Source organism: Methylobacterium sp. CM6257 (assembly GCF_054611515.1).
Window position 1 is genome coordinate 353869 of sequence record NZ_CM137735.1, and the last position, 24693, is coordinate 378561.

Genomic DNA, 24693 nt, shown 5'->3' on the forward strand with positions numbered 1-24693 from the left:
GGCTCAACGTTCGGAAGCGGACGTGCCGCTTTGCGCCCATCTCGGCCGCTCAGCCGGTCCTCGCGGCTTCTCCGAAGCGGACGTCACAGTAGCTCAGCTTATAGGGGCGACCTATGTCATCGCAGACCTTCGGCCTGGTGCAACAGGCCGACACGCCTTCGCCCGTTCGACGGATGAAGCGCCGCGGTCACAGCCCCGGGATCAGGCCGGTGCCGCTTGCGGCTCGGTTTGGACCGCTCGGGTGCTGGCCAGGCCATGATACAGCTCATCCTCCTGAGCGAAGTGCAGGCGCAGGATCGCGTCGAGGCCGTAGAGCACGCGCCGGAATTCGTTCATCGTCGTGGGGTCGAGGCCGTCCGGCGGCAGGTCCGCTACCATACGGCTCAACAGGATGCCCAATTCCTGCACCTCGCGATGGGTTCGGTGCATGGCTGCGATTGGATCATCACCGCCGAGGGCCCGCTCGATCCTTGGGTAGAGCTGCGCGTCATCCTCCTGCTCATGCCGCAGCAACTGTTCCCGCACGAGGTTTTCAACTGTCCCGAGCGCCACGACCGCCTCGGCGGGCGGAAGGGTCGCCAGCTGATCTGCAACCGCACGCACGCGCGCGAGAGGTCCCGCGAGACGCTCGTGCTCCTCTCTCAGTCGCGCAACCTCGGCGATGGGCAGGCTGACACGCGGATGTCCGGGGATGCGCACCCGCAGCACCCGCAGCGCGTTCAGGATGGCGGCAACGTCGATGAGTTCCTGTAGCAGCGCCCCAGCGACAGGAGGCAGGAAGCCGAGCGCTGCCACGACCATGGCGGCGATGGACAGTCCCATCCCGATCCAGACGCTCTGAAGGGCGATACGCCGTGCGCCCTGGGCGATGGCGAGTGCATCCGCAAGGCGGTCGAGGCGGTCGACCAGCAGGACAACGGAAGCCGCCTCCGAAGAGGCCCCCGAGCCGCGCGCTCCCATGGCGATCCCGACATCCGCGGCGGCCAGAGCAGGGGCGTCGTTCACCCCGTCGCCGACCATTGCGCAGACACCCTCCGCCTTCGCCTCAGCGATGGCGAGGAGCTTGTCCTGCGGTTGCAGCTCGGCCCGGACCTCGTCCACGCCAAGTGCCGCGCCGATCCGCTCGGCGACGTCGCGCCGGTCCCCCGTGAGCATCACGGTGCGCTCGATCCCGGCCCGGCGCAGAAGGCGCAGGGCGCGCGCAGAATCCGCGCGGATCTCGTCGGCGAGCAGGATGGCGCCCAGCATCTGCCCATCTGCCGCGACGAAGGCCCCCGTTGCCCCTTCATAGCCCATCCGCTTCAGGAACTGCGTGCTCCAGTCGGAGCGCTCGGCCCGGGCCGACACATACGCGTAGCTCCCCACCGAGACGCGGCGGCCCTCCAGAACACCCGTTAGCCCCGCTCCGGGCTCCTCCTCCACGTGAGACGGAAGACCGAGCGGCAAGGTCCGGCCGCGAGCGGCTTCCACGATCGCGTCGGCGATGACGTGCTGCGAGAGTTGGTCGAGGCTTGCGGCCAGGCGCAGAACCTCATCGCTCCCCACGCCCGCCTCGGTCTCGATGGCGGCGACGCGCGCCCGGCCGCCGGTCAGCGTCCCGGTCTTGTCGAGGAACAGCGTCCGCAGCCGCGCCAGCTGCTCCAGGGCGCCACCACCCTTGACCAAGACGCCACGCCCGGCGCAGCGCGACAGACCCGAGACGATGGCGACCGGAACGGCCAGGATCAGCGGACAGGGCGTCGCGACGACCAGGACCGCGAGGCCGCGCACAGGATCGTTGCTCCAGGCCCAGGCGGCCCCGGCGAGCGCGACCGTGAGCGGCGTGAACACGAAGGCCGCCCGGTCGGCGAGCCGGGCCGACGGCGCCTTGGCTTCCTGGGCCGCTCGGACCAAACGGACGATCCCCGCAAACGTACTGTCGGCCGCGGTCGCCGTTGCGGTCAGGTCGAAAGGGCCGCCGGCATTGACGCTGCCGCTGCGCAGGTGCTCGCCCTGAAGTCGTCGTGCCGGCAGAGGCTCCCCCGTGAGCGCGGCCTCGTCGAGCACGGCCGTGCCCGCCGCAAGATATCCGTCGACGGGCACCGCCTCGCCGGCTCGCACGAGGAGGCGATCGCCGACGCGCACGGCGTCGAGCGGCACGCTCGCGATCTGCCCGTCGTCGTAGCGGCTGGCGGTGCGCGGAACGCGGGACAGGAGCGCGGACATCTCGCGGCGCGCCCGCACGTCCGCGAAGTCCTCCAGTGCCCTGCCGCCCGACAGCATCAGTCCGATGACGGCGGCCGCGACATATTCCTGGAGCAGGAGCGCACCGCCGATGGAGAGAAGGGCGATGATGTCGAGCCCGACCTCCCGACGCACCAGACTCGCGACGCTGTCGGCGAGGACGGCGACGAGCACAGGGCCGGTACCGGCTAGAAATATCCAGGCCGCCCACTCGTCACGATCAAAGCTCCGGGCGACCAACCCACCGATCAATCCGGCAAGGGCCAGACCAAGAAGTGCCAGATTGAGCGCGCGCTTGTATTCGGCCATGCCCGGGTCAGCCTCCGTTCGGTGACGTCGTCGAACCGCCTCGTCCCGCGCCGCTCCGCAAGATCCTCGCGACGGCCGTCCGCAGCATCATCGCACGCCTATCCTGTCGTCCCGACAGGGCATTGATCCAGAGCAAGAGGGTATCGGCACCTGATGGGAGGTGACGGTGTCGAACATGATCGCGGCAAGTGAAGCGTCCCGAGCAGCCGAGAGCAGCTTCTGGCCAGAGGCCGGGAACCACCACTGCGTTTGATCGGCCTCAATGCGCTCGGGACGGCAGATCCGAGAATGTCCGCTCGAAAAGCGGGGCACCATGATCTCGAATCTCAGGAACATCCTGATCTGCGTGACGGAGCAGCTCGGGACCGAGGCGTCCTCGGACGCTCTCGCCTACGGCCTCTCGCTCGCCGAGCAGGCCGGCGCGCGCGTCACCCTGCAAGCGGCTTCCGTCAAGCTCGTCCTGCCGCATGCCTGGATCAGCAGCTTGGTCAGGGAACTGGTTGCCGACGAGAACCGAAGGCTGCGCGTCTTGGCCGAACGAACGGCTGAACAGGCCCGGGGCAACGCCGCCTCGGGGGGCGTCGTCTGCACCACAGAGACACCGCATCTCGCTTACTCCGATCTCCTGGGAAGTTTTCGCTGGCAGTCGCGTCTGCATGATCTCGCCGTGATCGATGCCGAGCCAGACGCTATGACCGGCGACCGCGGGCTGATCGAAGCGCTCCTGTTCGATAGCGGCCGGCCCTTGATCGTCGTTCCGCGCGCCAGCGGCACCTTTACGGCACGGCGGATCCTCGTGGCCTGGGACGGCAGCGCGCAGGCGACCCGGGCCCTGCATGACGCCCTGCCGTTCCTCAGGCAGGCGGATGCCGTCGAGATCGTCTCGGTTATGGGGGAGAAGGATTTGTCCGAGTCCCTGCCGGGCGTCGAGATCGCGCCGTCGCTGGCGCATCACGATGTTCCGGTCACGGTCGTGGACCTCGTGGCCGAGGACGGGGACGTGGCCGAGACGCTGCGCAAGCACGCAACGCTGTCGTGCGCCGACATGATCGTGATGGGCGCTTTCGTCCATTCGCGCCTGCGCGAACTGGTCTGGGGCGGAGTCACACAGGCCCTGCTCCGATCCTGTCCCGTGCCCCTCTTCCTGTCCCGCTAAGAGGCTCTCATAAAGCCCGTGTCGCGCTGCCTTGTGCAGGGATAAAGTTCAAGGCAATCGGGAGCCTTAAGAAGTGCTCTCGAATCGAACGCGATGAATGATCCTGTGACCTCCTGACTGCTGGACATGGGCCGCGCACAGAGGATCTCAACTTCGGTCCAGCGGCCCTCTGCGCTTGATCAACATCAAGGTGCGATCACCCGGGCCGGGTCAGTCTAAGTTTAGCTGAACCGACGGCCGACCTCATCGCTGGCGGCGCTCGTAATGAGGGCAGCTAACCTTCCTCAAACACCGGCACTGAGACCACGCTCGCGCGTGCGCCGCCGCCCATGACACAGACATGCTCAAGCATCTTCCCATCGTGCTGCTGGCCGTCGTCGGCGGCTTCCTCGTCGCGACGTGGTGGCCCGCCGCCCCCGACGCACTGCGGGCCCTGCTGACCGGCCCGCAGCACGAGCCCACGATCGCACATCCCGAGGTCTCGCCGGCGGCCGGTCCTGAGCCGGAACGGCCCAGGCTGGTTCGCCTGACCGCCGATCAGGTCACGACGGCCAGGATCCGCGTGTCCCCGGTCGGCGAGGGGCGCCTCTCGCGTCACCTGCATGTCCCGGGCACCATCGTCCCGAGCGCCGACGGCACCGCCCGGATCGCGGTGAAGACGACCGGCACGGTGGTCGAGCTGCGCAAAGGGCTCGGCGACAAGGTCGCCAAGGGCGAGGTGGTCGCCCTGCTCGACAGCCGCGAGATTGCCGATGCCAAGGGCGAGTACCTGGCGGCGCGGGTGACGGCCGCGCTGCAGAAGACCCTGTACGAGCGCGACAAGGAGCTCTGGGACAAGCGCGTCTCGTCCGAGCAGCAGTACCTGCGCTCGCAGGCGAGCTATCAGGACTTGAAGGTCAAGGAGGACGCGGCCCGCCGCAAGCTGACCTTTCTCGGCCTCAGCCAAGCCGAGATCCAGGCGTTGCCGAACCAGCCGGAGGCTCAATTCGAGCGCCAGGAGATTCGCTCGCCGCTCAGCGGCAAAGTGGTGGAACGGCGCGTCGACCTCGGGGCGGCTGTCGGCCGGGACAACCTGGAGACCGAGCTCTACAGCGTCGTCGACCTGTCGACCGTCTGGATCGATCTCGCGGTGAGCCCCAGCGACCTGCCGCTGGTCCGCGAGGGCCAGACCGTGGTGGTGCGGGCGGACGCCACCGGCGAAGCGGCTCGCGGTCGCATCGTCATCATCGTGCCCGTCCTCGATCAGACGACGCGCGCGGCGCGGGTCGTCGCGGCGCTGCCCAATCCGGACGAGATCTGGCGGCCCGGCTCCTTCGTGGCCGCCGAGATCGCGATCTCAGACAAGCCCATTCGGGTCCTCATCCCCGCGACAGCCATCCAGACCCTGGAGGGCAAGCCGAGCGTCTTCGTGCGGGTGGCGGAGGGCTTCGAGACGCGGCCGGTCAGGCTCGGCCGGTCGGACGATGACGGCGTCGAGGTGACGGCGGGGCTGGAGCCGGGAGAGGTCATCGCGGTGGCCAACACCTTCACGCTCAAATCCGAGCTCGGCAAGGTCGCGGCGGAGGACTGAGCCATGATCCGCTCGGTCCTCGCCTTCTCTGTCGCCAATCGCTACGCGGTCATTTTGGTCACGCTCATCGCGGCCGCCTTCGGCGCCTGGTCGCTCACACGGCTGCCCATCGACGCGGTCCCAGACGTCACGAACAACCAGGTGCAGATCAACGTCATCGCGCCGGCGCTGACGCCGGTCGAAGTCGAGAAGCAGGTCACGGTCCTGGTCGAGCGGGCGCTCGCCGGCACGCCGGGCCTGGAGAGTATGCGCAGCTTCTCGCGCAATGGGTTTGCCCAGCTCACCGCCGTCTTCAGCGACCGGGTCGATGTCTACTTCGCCCGGAGCCAAGTGAACGAGCGGCTGGTCGAGGTGCGCGGCACACTGCCCCCCGGGGTCGAGGTTCGGCTCGGGCCGATCTCGACCGGCCTCGGCGAGATCTACTGGTGGGCCGTCGAATACCGACCGCCCGGCGAGGGATCGCCCGTCCGGGAAGGCCAGCCCGGCTGGCAGCCGGACGGCAGCTATCTGACGCCTGAGGGCGAGCGGCTGAATTCGGACTTCGAACGCGCGGTCTATCTGCGCACGGTCCAGGATTGGATCGTCCGGCCGCAGATGAAGAGCGTGCTGGGGGTGGCGGGGGCCGACGCCGTTGGCGGTTTCGTGAAGGAGTATCAAGTCCAACCCGACCCGATGAAGCTCGTCGGCTACGGCCTGTCCTTCGCCGACCTCACGCGGGCCATCGCAGCCAACAATGTGACCCGCGGGGCGAACTACGTCGAGCGTAACGGCGAGGGCTATGTCGTCCGGGCCGGCGGGCTGATCGAGACCATCGACCAGATCCGCGAGATCGTGGTGGCCACCCGCAACGGCGTGCCCATCCTGGTCCGGGATGTCGCGGCGGTCGGACTCGGACGGGAGCTCCGGACCGGCTCGGCCAGCGAGAACGGGCACGAGGTGGTGCTGGGCACCGCGCTCATGCTGATCGGCGAGAACAGCCGCACGGTCGCGGCGGCAGCCGCCGCAAAGATCAAGGAGATCAATCGGCTGCTCCCGCCAGGCATCCAGGCCCAGACACTGCTCAGCCGCACGGACCTTGTCGATGCAACGGTCAAGACGGTGGCCAAGAACCTCGCGGAAGGGGCGCTGCTGGTCGTCGCGGTGCTGTTCTTGGCCCTCGGCAACATTCGCGCGGCGATCATCACGGCGCTGGTCATTCCAGTGGCCATGATGCTGACGGCCACCGGCATGCTGGCGGGGCGCATCAGCGCCAATCTGATGTCGCTTGGCGCCCTTGACTTCGGCCTCATCGTCGACGGCGCCGTCATCATCTCCGAGAACAGCTTGCGGCACCTCGCAGAGCGCCAGCACAAGTTCGGGAGGCAGCTGACCCCGGACGAGCGGCTGGAGACCGTCCGCGTCTCGGCCGAGGAGATGATCAAACCGAGCGTTTACGGGCAGGCCATCATCATCCTGGTCTACGTGCCGCTGCTGACCTTCACCGGGGTCGAGGGCAAGACGTTCGCGCCGATGGCGCTGACAGTGCTGATCGCGCTGGGGGCGGCCTTCGTTCTATCGCTGACCTTCGTACCCGCCATGATCGCGGCCGTGATCACCGGCCGGGTCAGCGAGGGCGACAATGCCCTCATTCGGGTGCTGAAGAGTGCCTATCGGCCGCTGCTCGCCGGCGCGATCCGGGCGCCCCTGACTTACGTGGCTGGCGCGATCGCCATCCTCTGCCTGGCAGGGGTCCTGGCGACGCGGCTGGGCCAGGAGTTCACCCCGACTCTCGACGAGAAGAACATCGTTCTGGAGGCGCGGCGCATCCCCTCGACGGCCATCTCGCAGTCGCAGGCCATGCAGCTCGGCGTCGAGGAGGCGATGAGCCAGTTCCCCGAGGTGGCCTTCGTCTACTCGCGGTGCGGCACGCCAGACATCGCGGCGGACCCTATGCCGCCGAACGCCTGCGATGCCTACCTCATCCTGAAACCCCAGATTGCTTGGCCCGATCCGGAGGAAACCAAGGAGTCCCTCATCGGCCGGATGGAGGCGGAAGCGAAGCTGATCCCGGGCACGCTGTTGGGCTTCTCGCAGCCGATCCAGATGCGCTTCAACGAGCTCATCGCCGGCGTGCGCGACGACCTCGCGGTGAAGGTGTTCGGCGAGGAGTTCGAGCCGATGGTCGAGGGCGCCCGCAAGATCGCCGGCATCCTGCGGAGCCTGGACGGGGCAGCCGACGTGAAGGTCGAGGAGGCGGTCGGTCTTCCGTTCCTGGAGATCAAGATCGACCGGCGGGAGATCGCCCGGCGCGGGTTGAGCATGGCCGATGTGCAGGACGTGATCGGGACCGCGGTCGGCGGCAAGGATGCCGGGCTGGTCTACCAAGGTGACCGTCGGTTCAACATCGTGGTGCGCCTCGCCGACACCGTCCGCGGCGACGTCGAGGCGCTGAAGAACCTTCCGGTGCCGCTCCCGGCCTCGCAGGTCGCGCAGGGCCGGACGGGCACGGGCGTTTCGGCGGCACCCGGGCCGGTTACCGGGTTGAGCGTGCCCCTGCGGCAGCTGGCGAGCTTCACCTTCACGGAGGGACCGAACCAGGTCAGCCGCGAGAACGGCCGGCGCAGGGTCGTGGTGACGGCCAATGTGCGCGGCCGCGACATCGGCTCGCTGGTGGCCGAGGCGCAGGCGCGCATCGCCGCCGCGGTGAAGCTGCCGGCCGGCTACGAGGTGCGTTGGGGCGGGCAGTTCGAGAACCTGACGGCCGCGCGCCAGCGCCTGACGATCGTGGTGCCGGCCTGCTTCGCGCTGATCTTCATCCTGCTGCTCGGCGCCCTGGGCTCTGCCCGGGATGCGTCCATCGTGTTCAGTGCGGTGCCGATGGCCTTGACCGGCGGGGTGGCGGCCCTGTGGCTGCGGGACATGCCCTTCTCGGTTTCGGCGGCCGTCGGCTTCATCGCCCTTTCGGGCGTGGCGGTTCTGAACGGCTTGGTGCTGCTCAACCACATCCGCACGCTGGTGGCGAACGGGATGGGCATTCCGGAAGCCGTGCAGGAGGGGGCCCTGACCCGCCTCCGGCCCGTGGTCATGACCGCGCTGGTCGCCGCCCTGGGTTTCGTGCCGATGGCGCTCGCGACGGGCACGGGCGCGGAGGTGCAGCGTCCGCTGGCCACCGTCGTCATCGGCGGCCTCGTCAGTGCGACGCTGCTGACGCTCCTGGTCCTGCCGGCTCTGTACACGCGGTTCGGCAGGGTGACAGCCAAGCCGGCCGAGGACGTACCGAGCGCGGCATCAGGGCGCCTGAGACCGGCGGCATAAGGATGCGCTCGAAGAGCCCACGCCAGGGACGAACTCGGCATCTCGCCTTGATCCAGCGTCCCGCTCGGCCGTCTGCGGGACGCACACGATCACGCTCCGGCTCACCGGAGCGGAGTCGGGCAGCGGGACACGTCGGCGCGCGCTCGGACTGGTCACGACTTCCGGAAGCGAGACAGGAACCGCTCGCCCGCCTGAGCCGCCATTTCGAGCTGCGGCTTCAGTGCCGGGATGTCCTCACTCAGGAGCGCGAGGCCGAGAGGCAGCATCCAGAGGCCGAGGATGGGCAGGAACGAGAGCACCCCGCCTGCGATGAGGGCGAGCGCCGCGGCCAATCGCACCGGCCGCCGCGACGGCACTCTCAGCCACGCGACCGCGTTGCGCAGGCGCCCGGGAAGACGACCGGTCAGGCGGTCGACCCGCGCATCCCAATCCGCGGCGGTCGGGCTCATGCTACCCCGCTCCAGATCGAACGCCTCCGGAGGCCGATCGCGTCGTTCGTGCGCGAAACCTTCGCCTCTGACCGCGCTCCCTTCATCCCTGCTGCGCCAGAGGTCCGGCGGCTTCATCGGCCGGCGCCCGACTTGGCATCGGCAGGTAGCCGGACGACCAAGGGTCTGTCCATCACGATGACGAAGGCTGCGCCTCCGGCGAACACCGTCATGGGATCTCCCCGGTCGAGGGTGACGCGAAGCTCACGGCTCTTCTCGTCCAAGGCGACAGCGAGTTCCCGCCCGCGCCACTGGATCCGGAACTCGAGGCTGTGCCAAGCCTCGGGCAGACGCGGATCGAAGGCGATGCCGTCGGCCCGCAGCGACACGCCGGCGAAGCCGAGGATCGCCATCTGCCACAGGCCCCCGAGGGCCGCGATGTGGATGCCGCCGCCGATCGCCACGTGGGTGTCGGCGAGATCGATCGCCGCGCTGCGATGAAAGTAGCCCAGCGCCGCCTCCGAACGGCCCAGCCGTGCGGCCGCGAGGCCGTGCATGGCCCGGCTCAGCGAGCTTCCGTGCCCGCACCGGGGCTCGTAATGGTCGAAGTTGGTTCCGCCGCTGGTGCCGGGGAAGGCGTCGGGCAAGAGTGCCAGGAGCGCGACGACGTCAGCCTGCTTGATGACCTGGGCCCGCTGCGTCCGTTCGCGCCCCAGAACCACGTCCATCGGGACCGAGCGCCCGGCGTAGGTGTTCAAGTCGATCACCTCCAGGGTCGAGAAGCCCACGAATTGCTCGTACAGCCCTGTTGCCGAATCGCGACCAGTGGCGATGGTCTCCGCCGCCTCGCGCCAGTGCGCCAGTTCCGGCTCGCCGAGGTCGAGGCTCCGCGCGAGCCGCTCCCACGTATCCGGCCAGCGCTCCCGCAGGAGGTCCGCGACCTCTAGGCCGCGCGCGATGTTCCACCGGGCCATGACGTTGGTGAAGGCGTTGTCGTCCACGCGCTCATGGTATTCGTCAGGTCCGATGACGCCGCGGATGTGGCGCAGGCCGTCCGCCTCCAGGACGGCACGGCTCGCCCAGAACCGGGCGGTCTCCAGGACGATCTCGGCACCGGCCTCGTGCAGGAAGGCTTCGTCCTCGGTCGCCTGCCAGTATTGCCAGACCGCGTAGGCGACGTCGGCGCTGATATGCTGCTCCTGGCTGCCGCAGAGGATGTCCAGGATCTTGCGGTCCGGACCGACCGTCTGAGGCGGCGTGACCTCGGCTCCGGTATCGGCCGATTCCCAGGCGTAGAGGGCGCCCCGCCAGCCCATCCGGGCGGCCTTGGCGCGGGCCGCGTCCAGGGTGCGGAAGCGGTACATCAGGAGCGTGCGCGCGGCCTCGGGCCAGGTCAGCGCGTAGAAGGGCACGAGGAAGATCTCGGTGTCCCAGAAGACGTGGCCGCGGTAATCGTCCCCCGTGAGGGCGCGGGCGGCGACGGAGACGTGCGGGTCGTCCGGGTTGGCCGCCCCGATGAGGTGGAAGACGGCGAAGCGCAGGGCCGCCTGCGCGGCCGGGTCGCCCGTCACCCGGATGTCGCTGCAGCGCCAGCGCTCGGCCCAGGCCGCCTCGTGGCGCGCCAGGATGCCGCGCCAGCCGAGGGTGCGCGCGGCGGCCAGTTCCCTGCGGGCCCGGGCCCCCGCATGGACGTCGGTGGCGTGGTGGCGCGTCACCGCGACGATGCGCCGGAAGGTCACGACTTGGCCCGGCTCGGCGGTCCAGCGCCAAGCCCAGGTCAGGTCGCCCCGCGCCACGGGCTGGCGCTCGATACCGTCCACCTCCAGCGAAGCCGCCGACGCGATCGCGAGGCTCCGGCCGGACCGCCAGGTTCGCCACGCCTTGAGATCGAGATCCGCCCGTTCCGGGGCGAGTTCGAAATCCGTCGGTCCCAGCGCGGCCTCGAAGGTGAGGTCGCTGACGCCGCTCTCGATCCGCAGCTCGATCACCTGCATTCCGATCGCGCGCGCGTGGAGCGACACCAGCCGCAGGGAGCGCAGTCGGACTTCGAGCGGGGCATTGCAGGTCTGGCGGGCCTCCATGAACAGGGCACCCCGTCGCATGTCGAGGGTCAGCGCCCGCGAGGACCGGTCCGGACAGCGCATGAGCGGGCCGTCCGGCAGGAGGATGCTGATCTGCGTCCAGTCGGGCGCCGGCACCAGTTCCGGAACGAGGCTGTCGGGCGTCGGCGTGTCGAACAACCCGGCCACGTAGAACCGCGGCGGAATGGCCCGGCAGGCTCCGAGATGGGCGGCCAATCCGCCGCGCACGCCGAGGAAGCCGTTGCTGATGGCGAAGCGGGTTTCGAAGGTGCTCTCCCGCATCAACTCGTATCCGGTCTCGCGCAGCAGCCAGGACGGATCACCTTCGGAAACCATGTCCTCGGCCAAGGTGCCAGCCACATTCATGCGGCATCTCCCGACGAGGAGGGCGGCGCGAGATCGTCGACGCGGATCTCGTCGAAACTCGTCACCACGCGGTCGGCTCCCGCCGCCCGCAATCCGTCGGCGTCGCCGAGGCGGGCGATGCCGATGGCGGTCATGCCGCCGGCCCTGGCTGCCCGGATGCCCATAGGGGCGTCCTCGGCCACGAAGCAGCGAGCCGGAGCGACCCGCAATCCGGCGGCAGCCAGCAGAAAGATCTCGGGGTCCGGCTTGCTGTGGCGGAGCGCGCGACCGCAGACCCGGGCCGCGAACGCATCGAGCAGCGTCCGGTCCGCGCGCATCATGGCCTCCGCGTTCTTCGAGGACGAGGCCGCCGCGAGGGCCCAATCGCGGTCGGCGAGGGCCCGGACGAACCGGAGGGCGTCGGGGAAGGCCGTCACACCTTCGGCCGCGACGATCCGCTCGAGGCAAAGCTGCTTCGCATCGGCATAGGCTGGCGCGGGGCGCTCGGCATCCGGCAGACCCAGCGCGGCGAGGGCGGCACGGGTCCCGTCCAGCCGGGGCTTGCCGGCGACCTGCGCCGGATACAGCACGATGGTGAAGGACCGGGGATCCGCGGAGCCGGCGAGCGCCGCGCGCCAGGTACGTTCATGTGGAGAGGCCAGCAGGACACCGTCGACGTCGAAGATGAAGGCGGGCGCACTCGGCCGGCGCGTGATCGGCGTCATCCGGTCGCCCTCCCGCCGGCCGAGGGGCGCGTCGCGCGCAGCAGCCATTTCCGGATCTCGCCGAAGACCAGCACCGAGCTGGCGACGGCGAGGCAGACCACCCAGTCGCCGAGGCTCAGGCTCACGGTGGCGAAGGCGCGCTGCAGGACGGGGAGGTGGACCGCAGCGGCTTGGAGCAGGAGCGACAGGATCACCGCGGCCCAGAGCCAGGGGTTTCGAAACAGGCCATCGAGAACACTTCCGTCCTCGGAGCGGGCGTTGAACGCGTTGAAGAGCTGGAAGAGGACCAGCGTCGTGAACGTCATGGTCTGTGCGTAGATCAGGGTGCCGTTCCCTTCGACGAGGCCCCCAGGCAGGGAGGCATCGAGCACGAACAGGCTTCCGCACGCGGTCACGAGCCCGACCAGGGCGATGTCCCACCACATCCGGCGCGACAGGACACCTTCGCCGCGGGGCCGGGGCGGGCGCTGCATCACCGCCGGGTCCGCCGGATCCATCCCGAGGGCGAGAGCCGGCGCTCCGTCGGTGACGAAGTTGATCCAGAGGATCTGGGTCGCCTGCAGGGGCAGCACGACCTCGCCGGCCCGCGAACCGGCGAGCCCGAGGGTCCCGGCCAGCACCAGACCCAGGACCATGGTCGCGACTTCACCGATGTTCGACGAAAGCAGATAGCGCAGGAACTTGCGGATGTTGTCGAAGATCGCGCGTCCTTCCTCGACCGCCGCCACGATCGTGGCGAAGTTGTCGTCGGCGAGCACGATGTCGGCGGCTTCCCGCGACACATCCGTGCCGGTCAGGCCCATGGCGACGCCGATATCGGCGGCCTTCAGGGCGGGCGCGTCGTTCACGCCGTCGCCCGTCATGGCCACGGTCAGGCCGTTGCGCTGGAGCGCCCGCACGATCCTCAGCTTGTGCTCGGGACTGACGCGCGCGTAGACCGATACGGTGCGCACGGTCGCATCCAGGGCCTCGTCCGAGAGGGTCTCGAGCTCGGCGCCCGTGACGGCGCGCGCTCCGGTGGCGAGTCCGAGTTCGGCGGCGATCGCCGACGCGGTCCCCGGGTGGTCGCCCGTGATCATGATCGGGCGGATCCCGGCCGCCCGGGCCTGCGCGACCGCCGCGCGCGCCTCGGGGCGCGGCGGGTCGGCCATGCCGATCAGGCCGAGGAAGACGAGATCCTGCTCGATGCGCCCGTCCAGCGCCGCAGGGTCGACGCCGTCCCGCGACAGGCGCCGGGAGGCGACCCCGAGGCTCCGCAGACCTTCGCCGGCCAGAACCTCGTTCTCCGCCAAGATGGCGCTCCGGCGCGCGGGCGTCAGCGCGCGGACGCGGCCGTCGGCGAACTCCTCCGAACAGCGCGCCAGGACGCTGTCCGGTGCGCCCTTCGTCCACACGAACAGGTGCGCGTCCCGCTCGCCATCGCGGGACACGGTGCTCATCAGTCTGCGCTCCGACGAGAACGGGATCTCGGCGATGCGTGTGGAGCGGCGCGCCGTCGCGCCGTCCTCAAGCCCCGCCTTGCGGGCGACCACGACGAGCGCCCCTTCGGTCGGATCGCCCTGAACGGTCCAGCGCCCGTCGCGCTCCTGCAGGACGGCGTTGTTGGCCAGCAGACCGGCGAGGAGGGCCTGCTCCACCTCGGACCGCTGCGCTGCGCCGAGATCGCCGCCGGCCCGGCTGAACCGTCCGACAGGGACGTAGCCGCTGCCGCCGACCTCGGCGCGCCCGGCCGCCGTCACGATCGCGCGCACGGTCATCTCGTTCCTGGTCAGCGTCCCGGTCTTGTCGGACGCGATCACATCGGCCGAACCGAGTGTCTCCACCGCCGACAGGCGCCGCACGATCGCGTTCCGCGCCGCCATGCGCTGCACGCCGTGGGACAGAGCGGCGGTGACGATCGTCGGGAGACCTTCCGGAACCGCCGCGACCGCCAGAGCCACGCCCAGGATGAGCACACCGAGGAGGGCGTGGACGCCTCGGACATCCGCGACGATGAGGATGACCGCGATCAGGACGACCGCGACGCCGATGACCGCGAGCCCGAGGCGCTTGCCGACGCGATCCAGTTCGACCTGCAGCGGGGTGCTCTCGTCCGGCGCATCCTGCAGCATCGCGGCGACGCGTCCGATCTCAGACCGCATGCCGGTCGCCGTCACGACCGCCAGCCCCCGGCCGTAGGTGATCGCGGTCCCGCTGAAGACCATGTTGCGGCGGCTGCCCAGGTCGGCCGGACCCGCGAGGGCCGCGACGTCCTTGAACACCGGCAGGCTCTCGCCCGTCAGGACGGCTTCCGCCGTCTGCAGCAGACTTGTCTGGATCAGCCGTGCATCGGCCGGGACCGTATCGCCCTCCTCGAGGTGGATCATGTCGCCCGGGACGAGTTCCGCCGCCGGGACGGTCCGGAGCGTCCCGTCTCGAATGACCCGTGCCTGCGCGGCCGACATCTGCCGCAGGGCCGCGACCGCCCGGTCGGCGCGCGCCTGCTGGACATAGCCCATCGCGGCGTTGAGGAGCACGATGGCGACGATCGCGAGCGCGTCGTAGGGCAGGGCGGCGTCGCGCTCGTAAAGCCACAGGCCGAGGGAGACGAGCGCTGCGGCGAGGAGCAGGAGGACGAGGACATCCGTGAACGGGGCGAGGAGTTTGCGCCACAGCGGCACGGGCTCCGCGGCGCGCAGCTCGTTCCGACCCCAGCGCCCAAGGCGCGAGCGCGCTTCGCTCATGCTCAGTCCGGACTCGACCTCGACGCGCAGAGACGCGAGGACCTCTTCGGCAGCGAGACGGTAAGGCTCGGCCGGTCTCTGCATGTCACCCGCGCTACTGATCTCCGATGACCGCATTCCAATCATAGCCCCGTCCGACGCGATGCTCAGGTGACCAGTCGGCTCAGCCCTCAGCAAGAACTTTCCCTAGTTGGTCCGGCCGAGATCACGAACTTCCTGTTCCAGTCCTACGTTATCTCAGGCCCAGCCGAGCGGGTACGGCGGCACCGCCGCCACAGCGGGAGGCGCACTCTCCTACAAGGCAGCAGTCGGCCGTCGGCCCGAGTTCGTCCTCTGAGCCGTCAACCGCCTCACCCGAATACGGCTGGCCAAGCCCAGTCCTTGATTTCTGGAAGATCATCGAAATTGGCGCGCGTATATTGATCGTGGGCGGAGAGCAGTTGATCGCATTTTTGGATCAACGGAGCAGCGTCCGTCAGTATGGAAGGCACATAACGCAGGACGTCGAGACACAGATGGAGCCGGCTCATCTTGTTTAATACCACCATATCGAATGGCGTGGTTGTGGTACCCTCCTCGATGTAACCCCGCACGTGGAAACGTTCGTGCGCCACGCGACCATGCAGCAGGTCGTGAACTACGCCCGGATAACCATGGAACGCGAACACGACATCTGCGGACTCTGTGAAGAGTTCGGTGAATTCCTCATCACTCATGCCGTGCGGGTGCCGATCGATCGGGCAGAGCCGCATGAGATCAACCACGTTGACGACGCGAACTTTCAGGTTGGGCAGGTATTGCCGCAGCATGGCGGCAGCCGCAATGGTTTCCTGTGTAGGGATGTCGCCCGCGCACGCGAGGACGATGTCAGGGTTCTCGGGCCCGTTGCTGTACATCTCCCAAACGCCCGCGCCTCTTGCGCAATGGCCCTTTGCTTCCTCCATGGTCAGCCACTGGAATTGTGGCTGTTTGTCGATGACAATGAGGTTCAGGTAGTTGACGCTCCTGAAGCAATGGTCGGCTACGGATAGGAGGCAGTTCGCATCGGCCGGCAAGTAGACCCGCGCGACCGTCGGCTTACGGTGGATGATGGTATCGATAAAGCCTGGGCCCTGGTGGCTGAAGCCGTTGTGATCGTTGCGCCAGCACGTCGAGGTGAGCAGATAGTTGAGAGAGGGAATGTCAGCCCTCCATGAGACGCGTTTCGCGTGCTCGATCCACTTGCCGTGCTGCATCGCCATCGAGTCGATAATCATCGCGAAAGCTTCGTAGGTCGCGAACAGACCGTGGCGGCCCGTCAGTGTGTAACCTTCAAGCCAGCCGTGGCAGCAATGCTCGCTCAGCACTTCGACCACGCGGCCGTCGCGCGAGACGTGATCGTCGCCTGGCATAGTCTCGCTGACGAGGCACCGGTCGGAGACGTCGAACACGGCACCAAGGCGATTGGAATTGGTTTCGTCTGGGCAGAACAGGCGAAAATTATTAGGGTTCTTCCTATAGATGTCGCGCAGATACCGACCTAGGACAGCCGTTGAGCCGACTCGCTCGCGCGCTCGCCTCTCAAATTTAACTTCGTAGGTCGTGAAATCCGGGAGATTCAGCGGCACGGTCAGCTTGCCACCGTTAGCGTGGGGATTGGAGCCCATGCGTCTTGCGCCCTCAGGGGCGAGCTGTGCAAACTCGGCGCGGAAGCGACCCTGTGTGTCGAATAATTCCTCGGGTTTATAGCTACGCATCCAGCTTTCGAGGATCTGCAGGTGCTCGGGATTTGTCTTGACCTCGGAGACCGGCACCTGGTGTGCACGAAACGTCCCCTCCACCGGAACGCCGTCCACCATCTTCGGGCCCGTCCAGCCTTTAGGAGTGCGGAGCACGATAACCGGCCAGATCGGCCGGTCTGTCATGCTGCCCTTTCTGGCAGACTGCTGAATGGCGCGGATCCTCAGAACGGCGCTTTCGAGCACTGCTGCGAAGGTCTGATGAACCATCGCGGGCTGATCACCCTCGACAAAATATGGCTCGTAACCCTGGCCCTCAAAGAATTTGCCGAGCTGTTCGTCGCTGTGCCGAGCTAAGACGGTCGGCCCGGAGATCTTGTAGCCGTTCAAATGCAGGATCGGCAGAACGGCACCGTCGCGGGCGGGGTTGATGAAATCGATGCTCTTCCAGCTCCCAGCAAGCGGGCCGGTCTCGGCTTCTCCGTCGCCGACTACGGCCGTGACCAGCAGATCCGGATTGTCCATTACGGCCCCGAAGGCGTGCAGCAGAACATAGCCGAGTTCCCCGCCCTCATGGATGGAGCCCGGCGTCGGCACACTGACGTGGCTCGGCACGCCGCCCGGTGTGGAGAACTGCCGGAACAGGCGCAGCATGCCCGCCTCGTCCTGGGTGACCTGAGGGAAGTGCTCGCTGTAGCTGCCCTCAAGCCAGACGTTGGCGATCAGCGCAGGCCCGCCATGCCCGGGGCCGGCCATATAAAGCGCATCGAGGTCGTACTTCTTGATCAACCGATTCAGGTGAACATAGATTAGATTCAGGCCCGGCGAGGTGCCCCAGTGGCCGAGAAGACGTGGCTTGATGTGACTGGCCGTGAGCCTTTCGCGAAGCAGCGGATTGGCACTGAGATAGATCTGTCCAACATTGAGATAATTTGCGGCCCTCCACCAAGCGTCAATCCGACGGAGCTCATCGGAGTCAAGGGGATTCCTGACTTTAGTGTTCTGGCTGGTCATTGTACCCGCTTATGAAGAGTGGCGTTTCGTTGCTGCTAGGTCGTGACGCCGGAGCGGTCATTGACCGAGGTCAAGCGCAAGCTCAGTCCGACAGAAGGTTGGGCTGAACCGGCTGGTTCTGAACACGTGCTGGCAGCAGTCCGCGACCATTCTCGCATACAGGATGGAGGAATGCGGTGGGCAGGTAGTTGCGGCGCCTGCCCGAACCCGAGGCGAACGGAAAGCGCTACCTGGAGATCCCGCTGAACGCGCTCGACGGCGCGGCTTGGAGCGGGTGACGGAGGCAATCATGACCACGAAGAGCGCGAAGGACCTGGTGGCTGAGGCGAGCCGCGCGGTGGAGACGCTGTCGGCCGAGGAGGCGCTGGCGCGTCTCGGGCAGCCGGACACGGTGTTCGTTGATGTCCGCGAGGGGGAGGAACTGACCAAAACCGGCAAGATCGCCGGCGCGGTCCACGTGCCGCGCGGTTTCCTGGAGTTCCAGGCTGACCCGGCGAGCCCGACCTACAAGGCCGAGCTCGCGAGCGATAAGAGGTTGGTCCTCTACTGCGCCTCCGGCAACCGTTCGGCTCTGGCTGCCAAGACGCTCAAGGATATGGGGTTGGGACCGGTCGCTCACGTCGCCGGGGGCTTCCCGGCGCTGGCGCAGGCAGGCGGGGCAGTGGAGCGGAGCTGACGGCGGGCGAACTGTATCCGGCGCCTGGCCCCTACAACGGTTATCCTCGGCGTTTGAGCCCCCACCTGGGGACAAGCGTCGGAAACGAAGGTCCGCTTCTGCGGTCTGAACGCCGGAAGCGGACGAGCCGCTTTCGGCCAGACTACGTCACGCCGGATCGCCAGCGCGCGCAGGACCGGCCGTTCGGCTTTGCGCCGATTGTGTTCTCTAATGGGTCAATGGGCGGCAGCTCGATCCAGAGCGTTCGACGCTTTCGGGTGCCTGCGTTCTCTACGTGCTCGTGCGGCACTTGATGGGGTCAGCTGGGTGCAGAGCGGCTCGGTTGAAAACGCAGTCGGCGCAAGGCCGCACGCTACAAAATCGGCGCCGTCTTCCACTCCCTCCCTCGAGCGTCGCTCCCGCTCGGGAGCTCGGTTCGGCCTCCTGTCCCGCGATGTCGGCCCTTACGCGGGCTTGAACTCGGTGCCCTGCCGCAGCATCGCGTGCATGATGATCGCCAGCCGGCGCGCGAGTGCGATGCGAGCCTTGCGCATCGTCGAGCGCTTTGCGATGGCCAGAGCCCAAGCCTTCAGCTTCAGAGGCCGTCTGCAGCGCGTCAGCATCACGTTGGCAGCCTCGTAGAGCAGCGTTCTGACCCGTCGGTCGCCGCACTTCGAGATGCTGCCGGTGTAGTCGACCTCGCCCGACTGGTAACGCCGTGGGACGAGACCGAGATACGGCCCGACGTCGCGGGAACGCCTAAAGCGCTCAGGATCGTCGACGGCTGCCGCGAAGGCGAGCGCGGTGAGCTGACCGACGCCGGGGATCGTCATCAACCGCCGGCAGGCATCTGAGGCGTTCCAAAAATCAATACCACTCTACCGGAACGATCGGGCAGAGCGTAGCCGTTCCAGGCATCACCGTTCCGCTAGGGCAACCCCTATTGGAATGCTTCGCTGCGTCACGGCCTAGCTCACCAAGCCCTATTTCTTCGGGTATCCGACATAATAGACCCCGATGACGCCGCTGCTGGCATCGCGGATCGGCTCGTAGCCCGTCGTATAGGGCTTGCCCAGAATGTCGGCGTCACCGAAATAGGCCTCGCCCTTCGTGATCGCCGCGAAGGCTTTTCCCTTCGGGTCGAGGACGGTGCCGATCGCGCGCGAGCCGTCGTCCTTCTTGACGTTCGTGGCGACGCGCACGAACTCGCCGCCGCTCTTGACGAACAGCGTCGCGGTCCCGCCCACGTCTTTCTGCACGGCGTCCACCACGGCGAAATTGTTGTTCATCTTGGTCTGGCCGAAATAGAGGGCCGGGACGGTCTTTCCGGCGACGGCATCCTCCCCCTTCACGCTCGGAGCACCGAGTTCGGCGGTCTTCGCCTTCAGGCGCTGCATGGCCGTCTGGACATCCTCGGCGGCGGCGGCGACGCGTGCGGACATCGGAACGGCCGCGCCGGCGAGGGCGGCCAAAAGTGACAGAGTGAGTAGAGATGCCTTCATGACCGTTTCCCTCCGCCTTCGCCACATCGATGTGACGACAATTCGGATTGCGCTGTGAACCGAAGCGCGGATTCTAATCACTCCTGTTCGCATTGCTTGATAAGACGAGACACCGCCATCAGTTAGACGTGTGCGGCAGGGCTGATAGGGTTGTGTGTCCTCGTGTTCTTGGTCATCGAAGCAGATTGTAACGCACCATAACGCCCAATCGGCGAGCGCCGTGATGCTGCGTGCCTACAGCGGAATGTCCGCTGAGGTTGCACTCTATCGTACGCCGTCGGACACCCTCTACCCGCCTCGAAGTGGGGTAGCTCATCGGCTGCTATCGACCCTGAGCAGTCGTCTTGTGTGTTAGCAACGAGGGACCGCTTACGAGAGCATGTCAGACCTTCGAAGAGGTTGCATCGGCGCCGATGGGCTGGCCTTGTGTCGTCGCCGTTCCGTCCGAGACCAAGGCGGTGTTAATTGACATAGACGCCAGCGCCCACGAGCGCGTCAATGCCGTCAACTCGCGTCGCGCAGACGTAGCTCCACTTCACGCTGGCGTGGGACTGGCCGGGCTTGGGAAACATGTAATCGACCCATCCAGCCCCGTACTTGCTGACGACTTCGATGAAGTCCCTGTGGAACCGCTTCCCGTCAGCGTCGCGGTCGTCGAGGAAGTCGCGTTCCTCGCGGTCCGGGCGGGCGGCATTGAACAACACGACACCGTGCATATCGACCACGAACAGGTAGACATCAGCGTAGCGCCAGGGGGTGCCCTTCTTCCGGAAATCCGCGAATGCTTTGCTGCCCCGTTCCTCCAGAACGTCGGATGCCTTGTTGACGAGTGCCTCGATCTCCGCCGCTTCATGTGCTGGTGGGAACCTCCTCTGCGCGAGAGCAGGAGATGTTGCGGTCAGGACCAGCAACACAGGCCATGTCAGCAGCATCTTGAACATGCCGCTGCCCCTTCGCGCCACCTCGATGTAGTGACGATGTGAGTTCAGCGCCCGTACGGCCATAGCAACCTCCCGCCGCTGGTCGAGCTTCTGACCGAAAGCAGGGGCGCGGGATGAGACGATTGTGCGTCATCGTCCTATCGGGCGTCCGAGTATATGACCATCGCATGTGGTCCGATGGTCAGCAAGTCAGCGGGATTGCCGCAGGATGATGTCCACGCGCTCAGGACTGCATTCCAGGGCGTCCGATCGGCGAAGGTCCGCATCCGGTAGCAGACCAGACATCCGAGACACGCCGCCTGAGCTTCTGCTTCCCACCCGGTCCGATCGCTACGGGCTGCTCCGTCACGCGCCCGGAAGCGGACCCTTCCAGGGCCTGCTATGGGTCGTGAGCAGGCATCACAGCAACGGCCGCTTTTCCGATTTCCTGTTCGGAAGCGGACGGGCCGCAATCGGCCAGACTACGTCACGCCGGATCGCCATCGCGCGCAAGACCGGACGTTCAGCATTGCGCCCATAGCGGCCGTATAGCCGCCTCCGACGGCATCCCGAAAGCAGATGGGCTGGATGGCTCCCGCTCCCGGCGCTGCGGCGCCAAGAAGGTGCTGTCATGCAGCAGGAGCTTGGAGCCACGACGATGGAGATCACGACCGTCGGCATCGACTTGGCCAAGAATGTCTTCCAAGTGCACGCCATCAGTTGCACGGGCGAGGTTCTCGTCCGGCGCGCGCTCAGGCGGGCGCAGGTGATGCCCTTCTTCCGCAAGCTCCCGCCCTGTCTGATCGGCATGGAAGCTTGCGGCACGAGCCATCATTGGGCGCGCGAACTCACGGCCCTCGGTCACGAGGTGCGGCTGATGCCGCCGGCCTACGTCAAGCCGTACGTAAAGCGGAGGTCAAGACTGATGCGGCGGACGCCGAGGCGCTTCTCGCGAGGCTGTCACGCGCCCGACCATGCGCTTCGTGCCGATCAAATCGGTCGAGCAGCAATCAGCCTTGTCTCTGCATCGGACGCGCGATCTCCTGGTCCGGCAGCGCACGCAGTTGGTCAACATGGTCCGCGGGCTGCTGGCCGAGTTCGGCATCGATATCCCGAAGGGTCTCACGCACGCCCTAGCCTTCGTACGGCGTGCGATCGCCGGTGAGGCGCACGAGGTCCCGAAGCTGGCCGCCAAGGTGATCGGCGCCCTGGCCGAGCAGGCGATCGCGGTGCAGGACAGCATCCACCGGCTCGAACGCGACCTGCTGGCCTGGTACCGCTCGAACGATCTCGCCCGACGCATCGCCACCGTGCCCGGCGTCGGCTTGCTCGGCGCGACCGCGCTGGCCGCCACCGTCACTGATCCGAGCCACTTCCGCTCCGGGCGTCAGTTTGCGGCCTGGCTGGGTTTGACACCGCTCAACAACTCCAGCGGCGGCAAGGAACGGCTCGGCCGGATCTCGAAGATGGGCGACCAGTACCTGCGCCGGCTTCTCGTCACCGGCATGACCTCGCTCGTCCGGCGCAACAAGCACCATCCCAGCGCGGCCGACCCGCGCCTGAACGCACTGCTCGCTCGCAAGCCGGTCCGCCTCGCCACGGTCGCGATGGCCAACCGCGCGGCGCGGGCGATCTGGGCCATCATGATCCGGGGCGAGGTCTACCGGACGCCCCCACTCGGCACCGCGGCGGTCTGAGGAGGAGCTTACCGATCAGCGCGGTACCGCGCGAAGGAGGTTGCGAGGACCCTGTGAAGTGATGGCGCACTGGTCAGACCGGGGACGAGGACAACCCGCTAAATGTCGAGGGCGTCGAAGCCCGCCAAGCAGAATGGGACCTCATCCGCGGAAACCATCAAGGCCAGCGGTCGATGACCGCGCGAACAGATCCCATGAGGGCGGCTCCAGGTGGTTAGTCTGGTTGCCGGAGCATGACCTTGAGGGGTTCAGCCATGACACAGATACCCAGCCCGTCTTTCCCGACGCCCGACTACGAGCGCACGCTCGTTCTCGCGATCGAGTTGAGCAATGTGAGTTGGGTATTGGCCGCCCAGATCCCTGGCCTGCCGGGCGCGAAGGCCAGGCGCAGCATCGAGCCGACTCCTGAGGCCCTGATGGCGGCCATCGAAGGCTACCGTGAGCGCGCCCGAACGGCAGGAAGCGAGGTCGAACGCGTGATCGCGATCTACGAAGCCGGCTGGTCCGGGTTCTGGCTGGCGCGTTGGCTGAGCCTGCGGGCGATCGAGACCCATGTCGTTCAGCCCGCGAGCGTCCCAGTGGACCGCCGGACGCGGCGCGCCAAGTCCGATGGGATCGATGCCGAGTTGCTGCTGCGGACGCTGCTTGCCTGGCTGCGCGGTGAGCCGCGCGTGTGCTCGATGGTGCCCATCGCGAGCGAGGCTGACGAGGACGCCCGACGCTGTGTGCGGGAGCGGGCGGAACTCGTGACTGAGCGGGTCGCCCTGGGGAACCGCATCGGCGCTGTGCTGGCGACGTTGGGCGTGTGCGACTACAACCCCTTGCTGCGGAACCGGCGCGAGCGACTCGACGCCCTGCGCACCGCGCTCGGGACGCCGCTGCCCCCGCATGCCTGCGCTAAGATCGGGCGCCTGCTCGACCGCCTAGATCTCGTGTGCGCGCAGATCACGGCCCTGGAGCGGGAGCGCGACGCTGTTCTCGAACAGGAGGCGCCGGACAGAGCTGGCGCGATGATCCAGCAATTGAGCGCGCTGCGCGGCATCGGTGTGCAGAGCGCCACCTTCCTGGTGCGCGAGGCGTTCGTGCGCGGGTTCGCTAACGCCAAGGCACTCGGCTCCTACGCCGGCTTGACCGCGACCCCCTATAGCAGCGGCGGCACGGAGCGTGAGCAGGGCATCGGAAAGGCTGGGAACCGGCGGCTACGGACCGTCATGGTCGAACTCGCCTGGCTCTGGCAACGCTATCAGCCTGGCTCCGTGCAGGTGAACTGGTTCCGCACGCGCGCCAGCGGCGCGGGCGCGCGAGGCCGCAAGGTGATGGTGGTGGCCCTGGCGCGGAAACTGCTCATCGCCTTGTGGCGGTTCGCCACCCAGGGCGTTCTGCCGGAAGGCGCGGTTATGAAGCCCGCATCCTGATCCGCTACGAGATCGGGTCTGAGCCGTCGGTCGGCTCGACCCTCAGGATCCAAGAGGGCGTCGCCGTTGTTCGGCTTGGCGCATGAGCGCCGTTTTATAGAGTGGTGCCGCCTTCCTGGAGCTCTCCCGTCCCGAATGCGGGACAGTGGTGGGACAGGTCCCGCCGGATGTGAGGTTGGCAGGAGATCCTGCCCTCAAGAGAGCTCCATCTTGGACACGAACTCCGCTGTGCCGCACGAGGATCGGAAAGACCTGCCATGATCCAGCTTGACGCCTGCGCCCTCATGTGAGGCCGAACACAAGACGGCACCCGACCGAAACGCCAAACCGTCACAGAGATCCCCTTGCAACGCGGGAGCCATCCACACAGGACGTTTCGGCGAGGAGGGCTGGGAGACTGGATTGCGCCGCTCACGGAGCTTCATCTGGACACTGGTCACCGGCAAATGGCGCTGACGGCCATCGCCGTCTTGCACCTGCAGGGACCAGCCGAACGGCCGACGTCTCGTTCTCCCATGTCGTTGGTGAACGCTATGGTGTGCGCCGTGGGCGGACACCATGCCTCACCGGCCCACGATCACTACCCCCTCCAACTCGCCGGTCTCGTCGTCGGCGACAATCTTGAGCGCCGCTCGATTGACGGCCATGTGCCCTGCGGCGCACGCCGACCAAACAAGAAGCCCCGCAGCGTGTCCGCTGCGGGGCTTCTGATCGAGCACAATATCGCGGGGATGCGTCTATGGGCAGGGATGGCGCCGACCATCATAGCCGAGGTACGTCCCGGAGCGCGGATCGTACGACCGAAAGCGCTGGGCGCAGTAGTCGGTGGAGTTGCCGGACGGCGTGACGTCCGTTTCGATGCGGCGGCTTGGTTTGAAATTCGCGCAACTTGCGATCTTTGTGAGAAGCTCTCAAGGT

General features: G+C 67.3%; 13 protein-coding genes and 3 pseudogenes. 6 read left to right on the top strand and 10 right to left on the bottom strand.

Annotated elements, in window-relative coordinates:
• Positions 1-201: 201 nt before the first annotated feature.
• Positions 202-2532 (bottom strand): heavy metal translocating P-type ATPase, encoded by a 2331-nt coding sequence (locus tag ACYCO6_RS01765; RefSeq protein WP_459768751.1) that lies wholly within the window; start codon positions 2530-2532, stop codon positions 202-204.
• 313 nt (positions 2533-2845) lie between these two features.
• Between ACYCO6_RS01765 and ACYCO6_RS01770 the strand changes: the two genes are divergently transcribed.
• The 3 genes from ACYCO6_RS01770 to ACYCO6_RS01780 all read left to right on the top strand — a co-directional run bounded on the left by ACYCO6_RS01770 (position 2846) and on the right by ACYCO6_RS01780 (position 8552).
• Entirely contained in the window at positions 2846-3688 is an 843-nt protein-coding gene (locus tag ACYCO6_RS01770) for a universal stress protein (protein WP_459768753.1), read from the top strand.
• 340 nt (positions 3689-4028) lie between these two features.
• Entirely contained in the window at positions 4029-5258 is a 1230-nt protein-coding gene (locus tag ACYCO6_RS01775) for an efflux RND transporter periplasmic adaptor subunit (RefSeq protein WP_459768755.1), read from the top strand.
• A gap of 3 nt (positions 5259-5261) precedes the next feature.
• Positions 5262-8552 (top strand): efflux RND transporter permease subunit, encoded by a 3291-nt coding sequence (locus tag ACYCO6_RS01780; protein ID WP_459768757.1) that lies wholly within the window; start codon positions 5262-5264, stop codon positions 8550-8552.
• A 152-nt stretch (positions 8553-8704) separates the two neighbouring features.
• Here ACYCO6_RS01780 and ACYCO6_RS01785 read toward each other — a convergent pair whose 3' ends face one another.
• The 5 genes from ACYCO6_RS01785 to ACYCO6_RS01805 form a co-directional block, all read right to left on the bottom strand.
• Complete coding sequence (locus tag ACYCO6_RS01785) at positions 8705-9001, bottom strand: hypothetical protein (RefSeq protein ID WP_459768759.1); 297 nt, start codon at positions 8999-9001, stop codon at positions 8705-8707.
• A gap of 113 nt (positions 9002-9114) precedes the next feature.
• The gene (locus ACYCO6_RS01790) at positions 9115-11427 is read right to left on the bottom strand and encodes a glycoside hydrolase family 65 protein (protein WP_459768761.1); all 2313 of its coding nucleotides are present in this window, start codon (positions 11425-11427) and stop codon (positions 9115-9117) included.
• Entirely contained in the window at positions 11424-12131 is a 708-nt protein-coding gene (locus ACYCO6_RS01795) for an HAD family hydrolase (protein ID WP_459768763.1), read from the bottom strand. The genes ACYCO6_RS01790 and ACYCO6_RS01795 overlap by 4 nt, the downstream gene beginning before the upstream one ends.
• Positions 12128-14938 (bottom strand): cation-translocating P-type ATPase, encoded by a 2811-nt coding sequence (locus ACYCO6_RS01800; protein WP_459768765.1) that lies wholly within the window; start codon positions 14936-14938, stop codon positions 12128-12130. The genes ACYCO6_RS01795 and ACYCO6_RS01800 overlap by 4 nt, the downstream gene beginning before the upstream one ends.
• Positions 14939-15204: 266 nt before the next feature.
• Complete coding sequence (locus ACYCO6_RS01805) at positions 15205-17586, bottom strand: phosphoketolase family protein (protein ID WP_459768767.1); 2382 nt, start codon at positions 17584-17586, stop codon at positions 15205-15207.
• A 289-nt stretch (positions 17587-17875) separates the two neighbouring features.
• Between ACYCO6_RS01805 and ACYCO6_RS01810 the strand changes: the two genes are divergently transcribed.
• Positions 17876-18262, top strand: coding sequence for a rhodanese-like domain-containing protein (locus ACYCO6_RS01810; RefSeq protein WP_459768769.1), 387 nt, complete (start codon positions 17876-17878; stop codon positions 18260-18262).
• A gap of 443 nt (positions 18263-18705) precedes the next feature.
• Here ACYCO6_RS01810 and ACYCO6_RS01815 read toward each other — a convergent pair.
• The 3 genes and pseudogenes from ACYCO6_RS01815 to ACYCO6_RS01825 form a co-directional block, all read right to left on the bottom strand.
• A pseudogene (locus ACYCO6_RS01815) lies at positions 18706-19095 on the bottom strand (transposase); the annotation flags it as partial.
• A gap of 129 nt (positions 19096-19224) precedes the next feature.
• Positions 19225-19743, bottom strand: a complete 519-nt coding sequence (locus ACYCO6_RS01820) for a Cache 3/Cache 2 fusion domain-containing protein (RefSeq protein ID WP_459768772.1) — start codon at positions 19741-19743, stop codon at positions 19225-19227.
• A gap of 461 nt (positions 19744-20204) precedes the next feature.
• Positions 20205-20747 carry a cache domain-containing protein gene (locus ACYCO6_RS01825; protein ID WP_459768774.1) on the bottom strand — a complete coding sequence of 181 codons (543 nt, stop codon included), beginning with the start codon at positions 20745-20747 and terminating at the stop codon, positions 20205-20207.
• Positions 20748-21321: 574 nt separating this feature from the next.
• On the opposite strand from ACYCO6_RS01825, the pseudogene ACYCO6_RS01830 reads away from it, so the two are divergent.
• Positions 21322-22360 (top strand): annotated as a pseudogene (locus tag ACYCO6_RS01830) (IS110 family RNA-guided transposase).
• A 254-nt stretch (positions 22361-22614) separates the two neighbouring features.
• The gene (locus tag ACYCO6_RS01835) at positions 22615-23775 is read left to right on the top strand and encodes an IS110 family RNA-guided transposase (RefSeq protein WP_459768776.1); all 1161 of its coding nucleotides are present in this window, start codon (positions 22615-22617) and stop codon (positions 23773-23775) included.
• Between the two features lie 737 nt (positions 23776-24512).
• Here ACYCO6_RS01835 and ACYCO6_RS01840 read toward each other — a convergent pair.
• Positions 24513-24611 (bottom strand): annotated as a pseudogene (locus tag ACYCO6_RS01840) (BA14K family protein); the annotation flags it as partial.
• Positions 24612-24693: the final 82 nt, after the last annotated feature.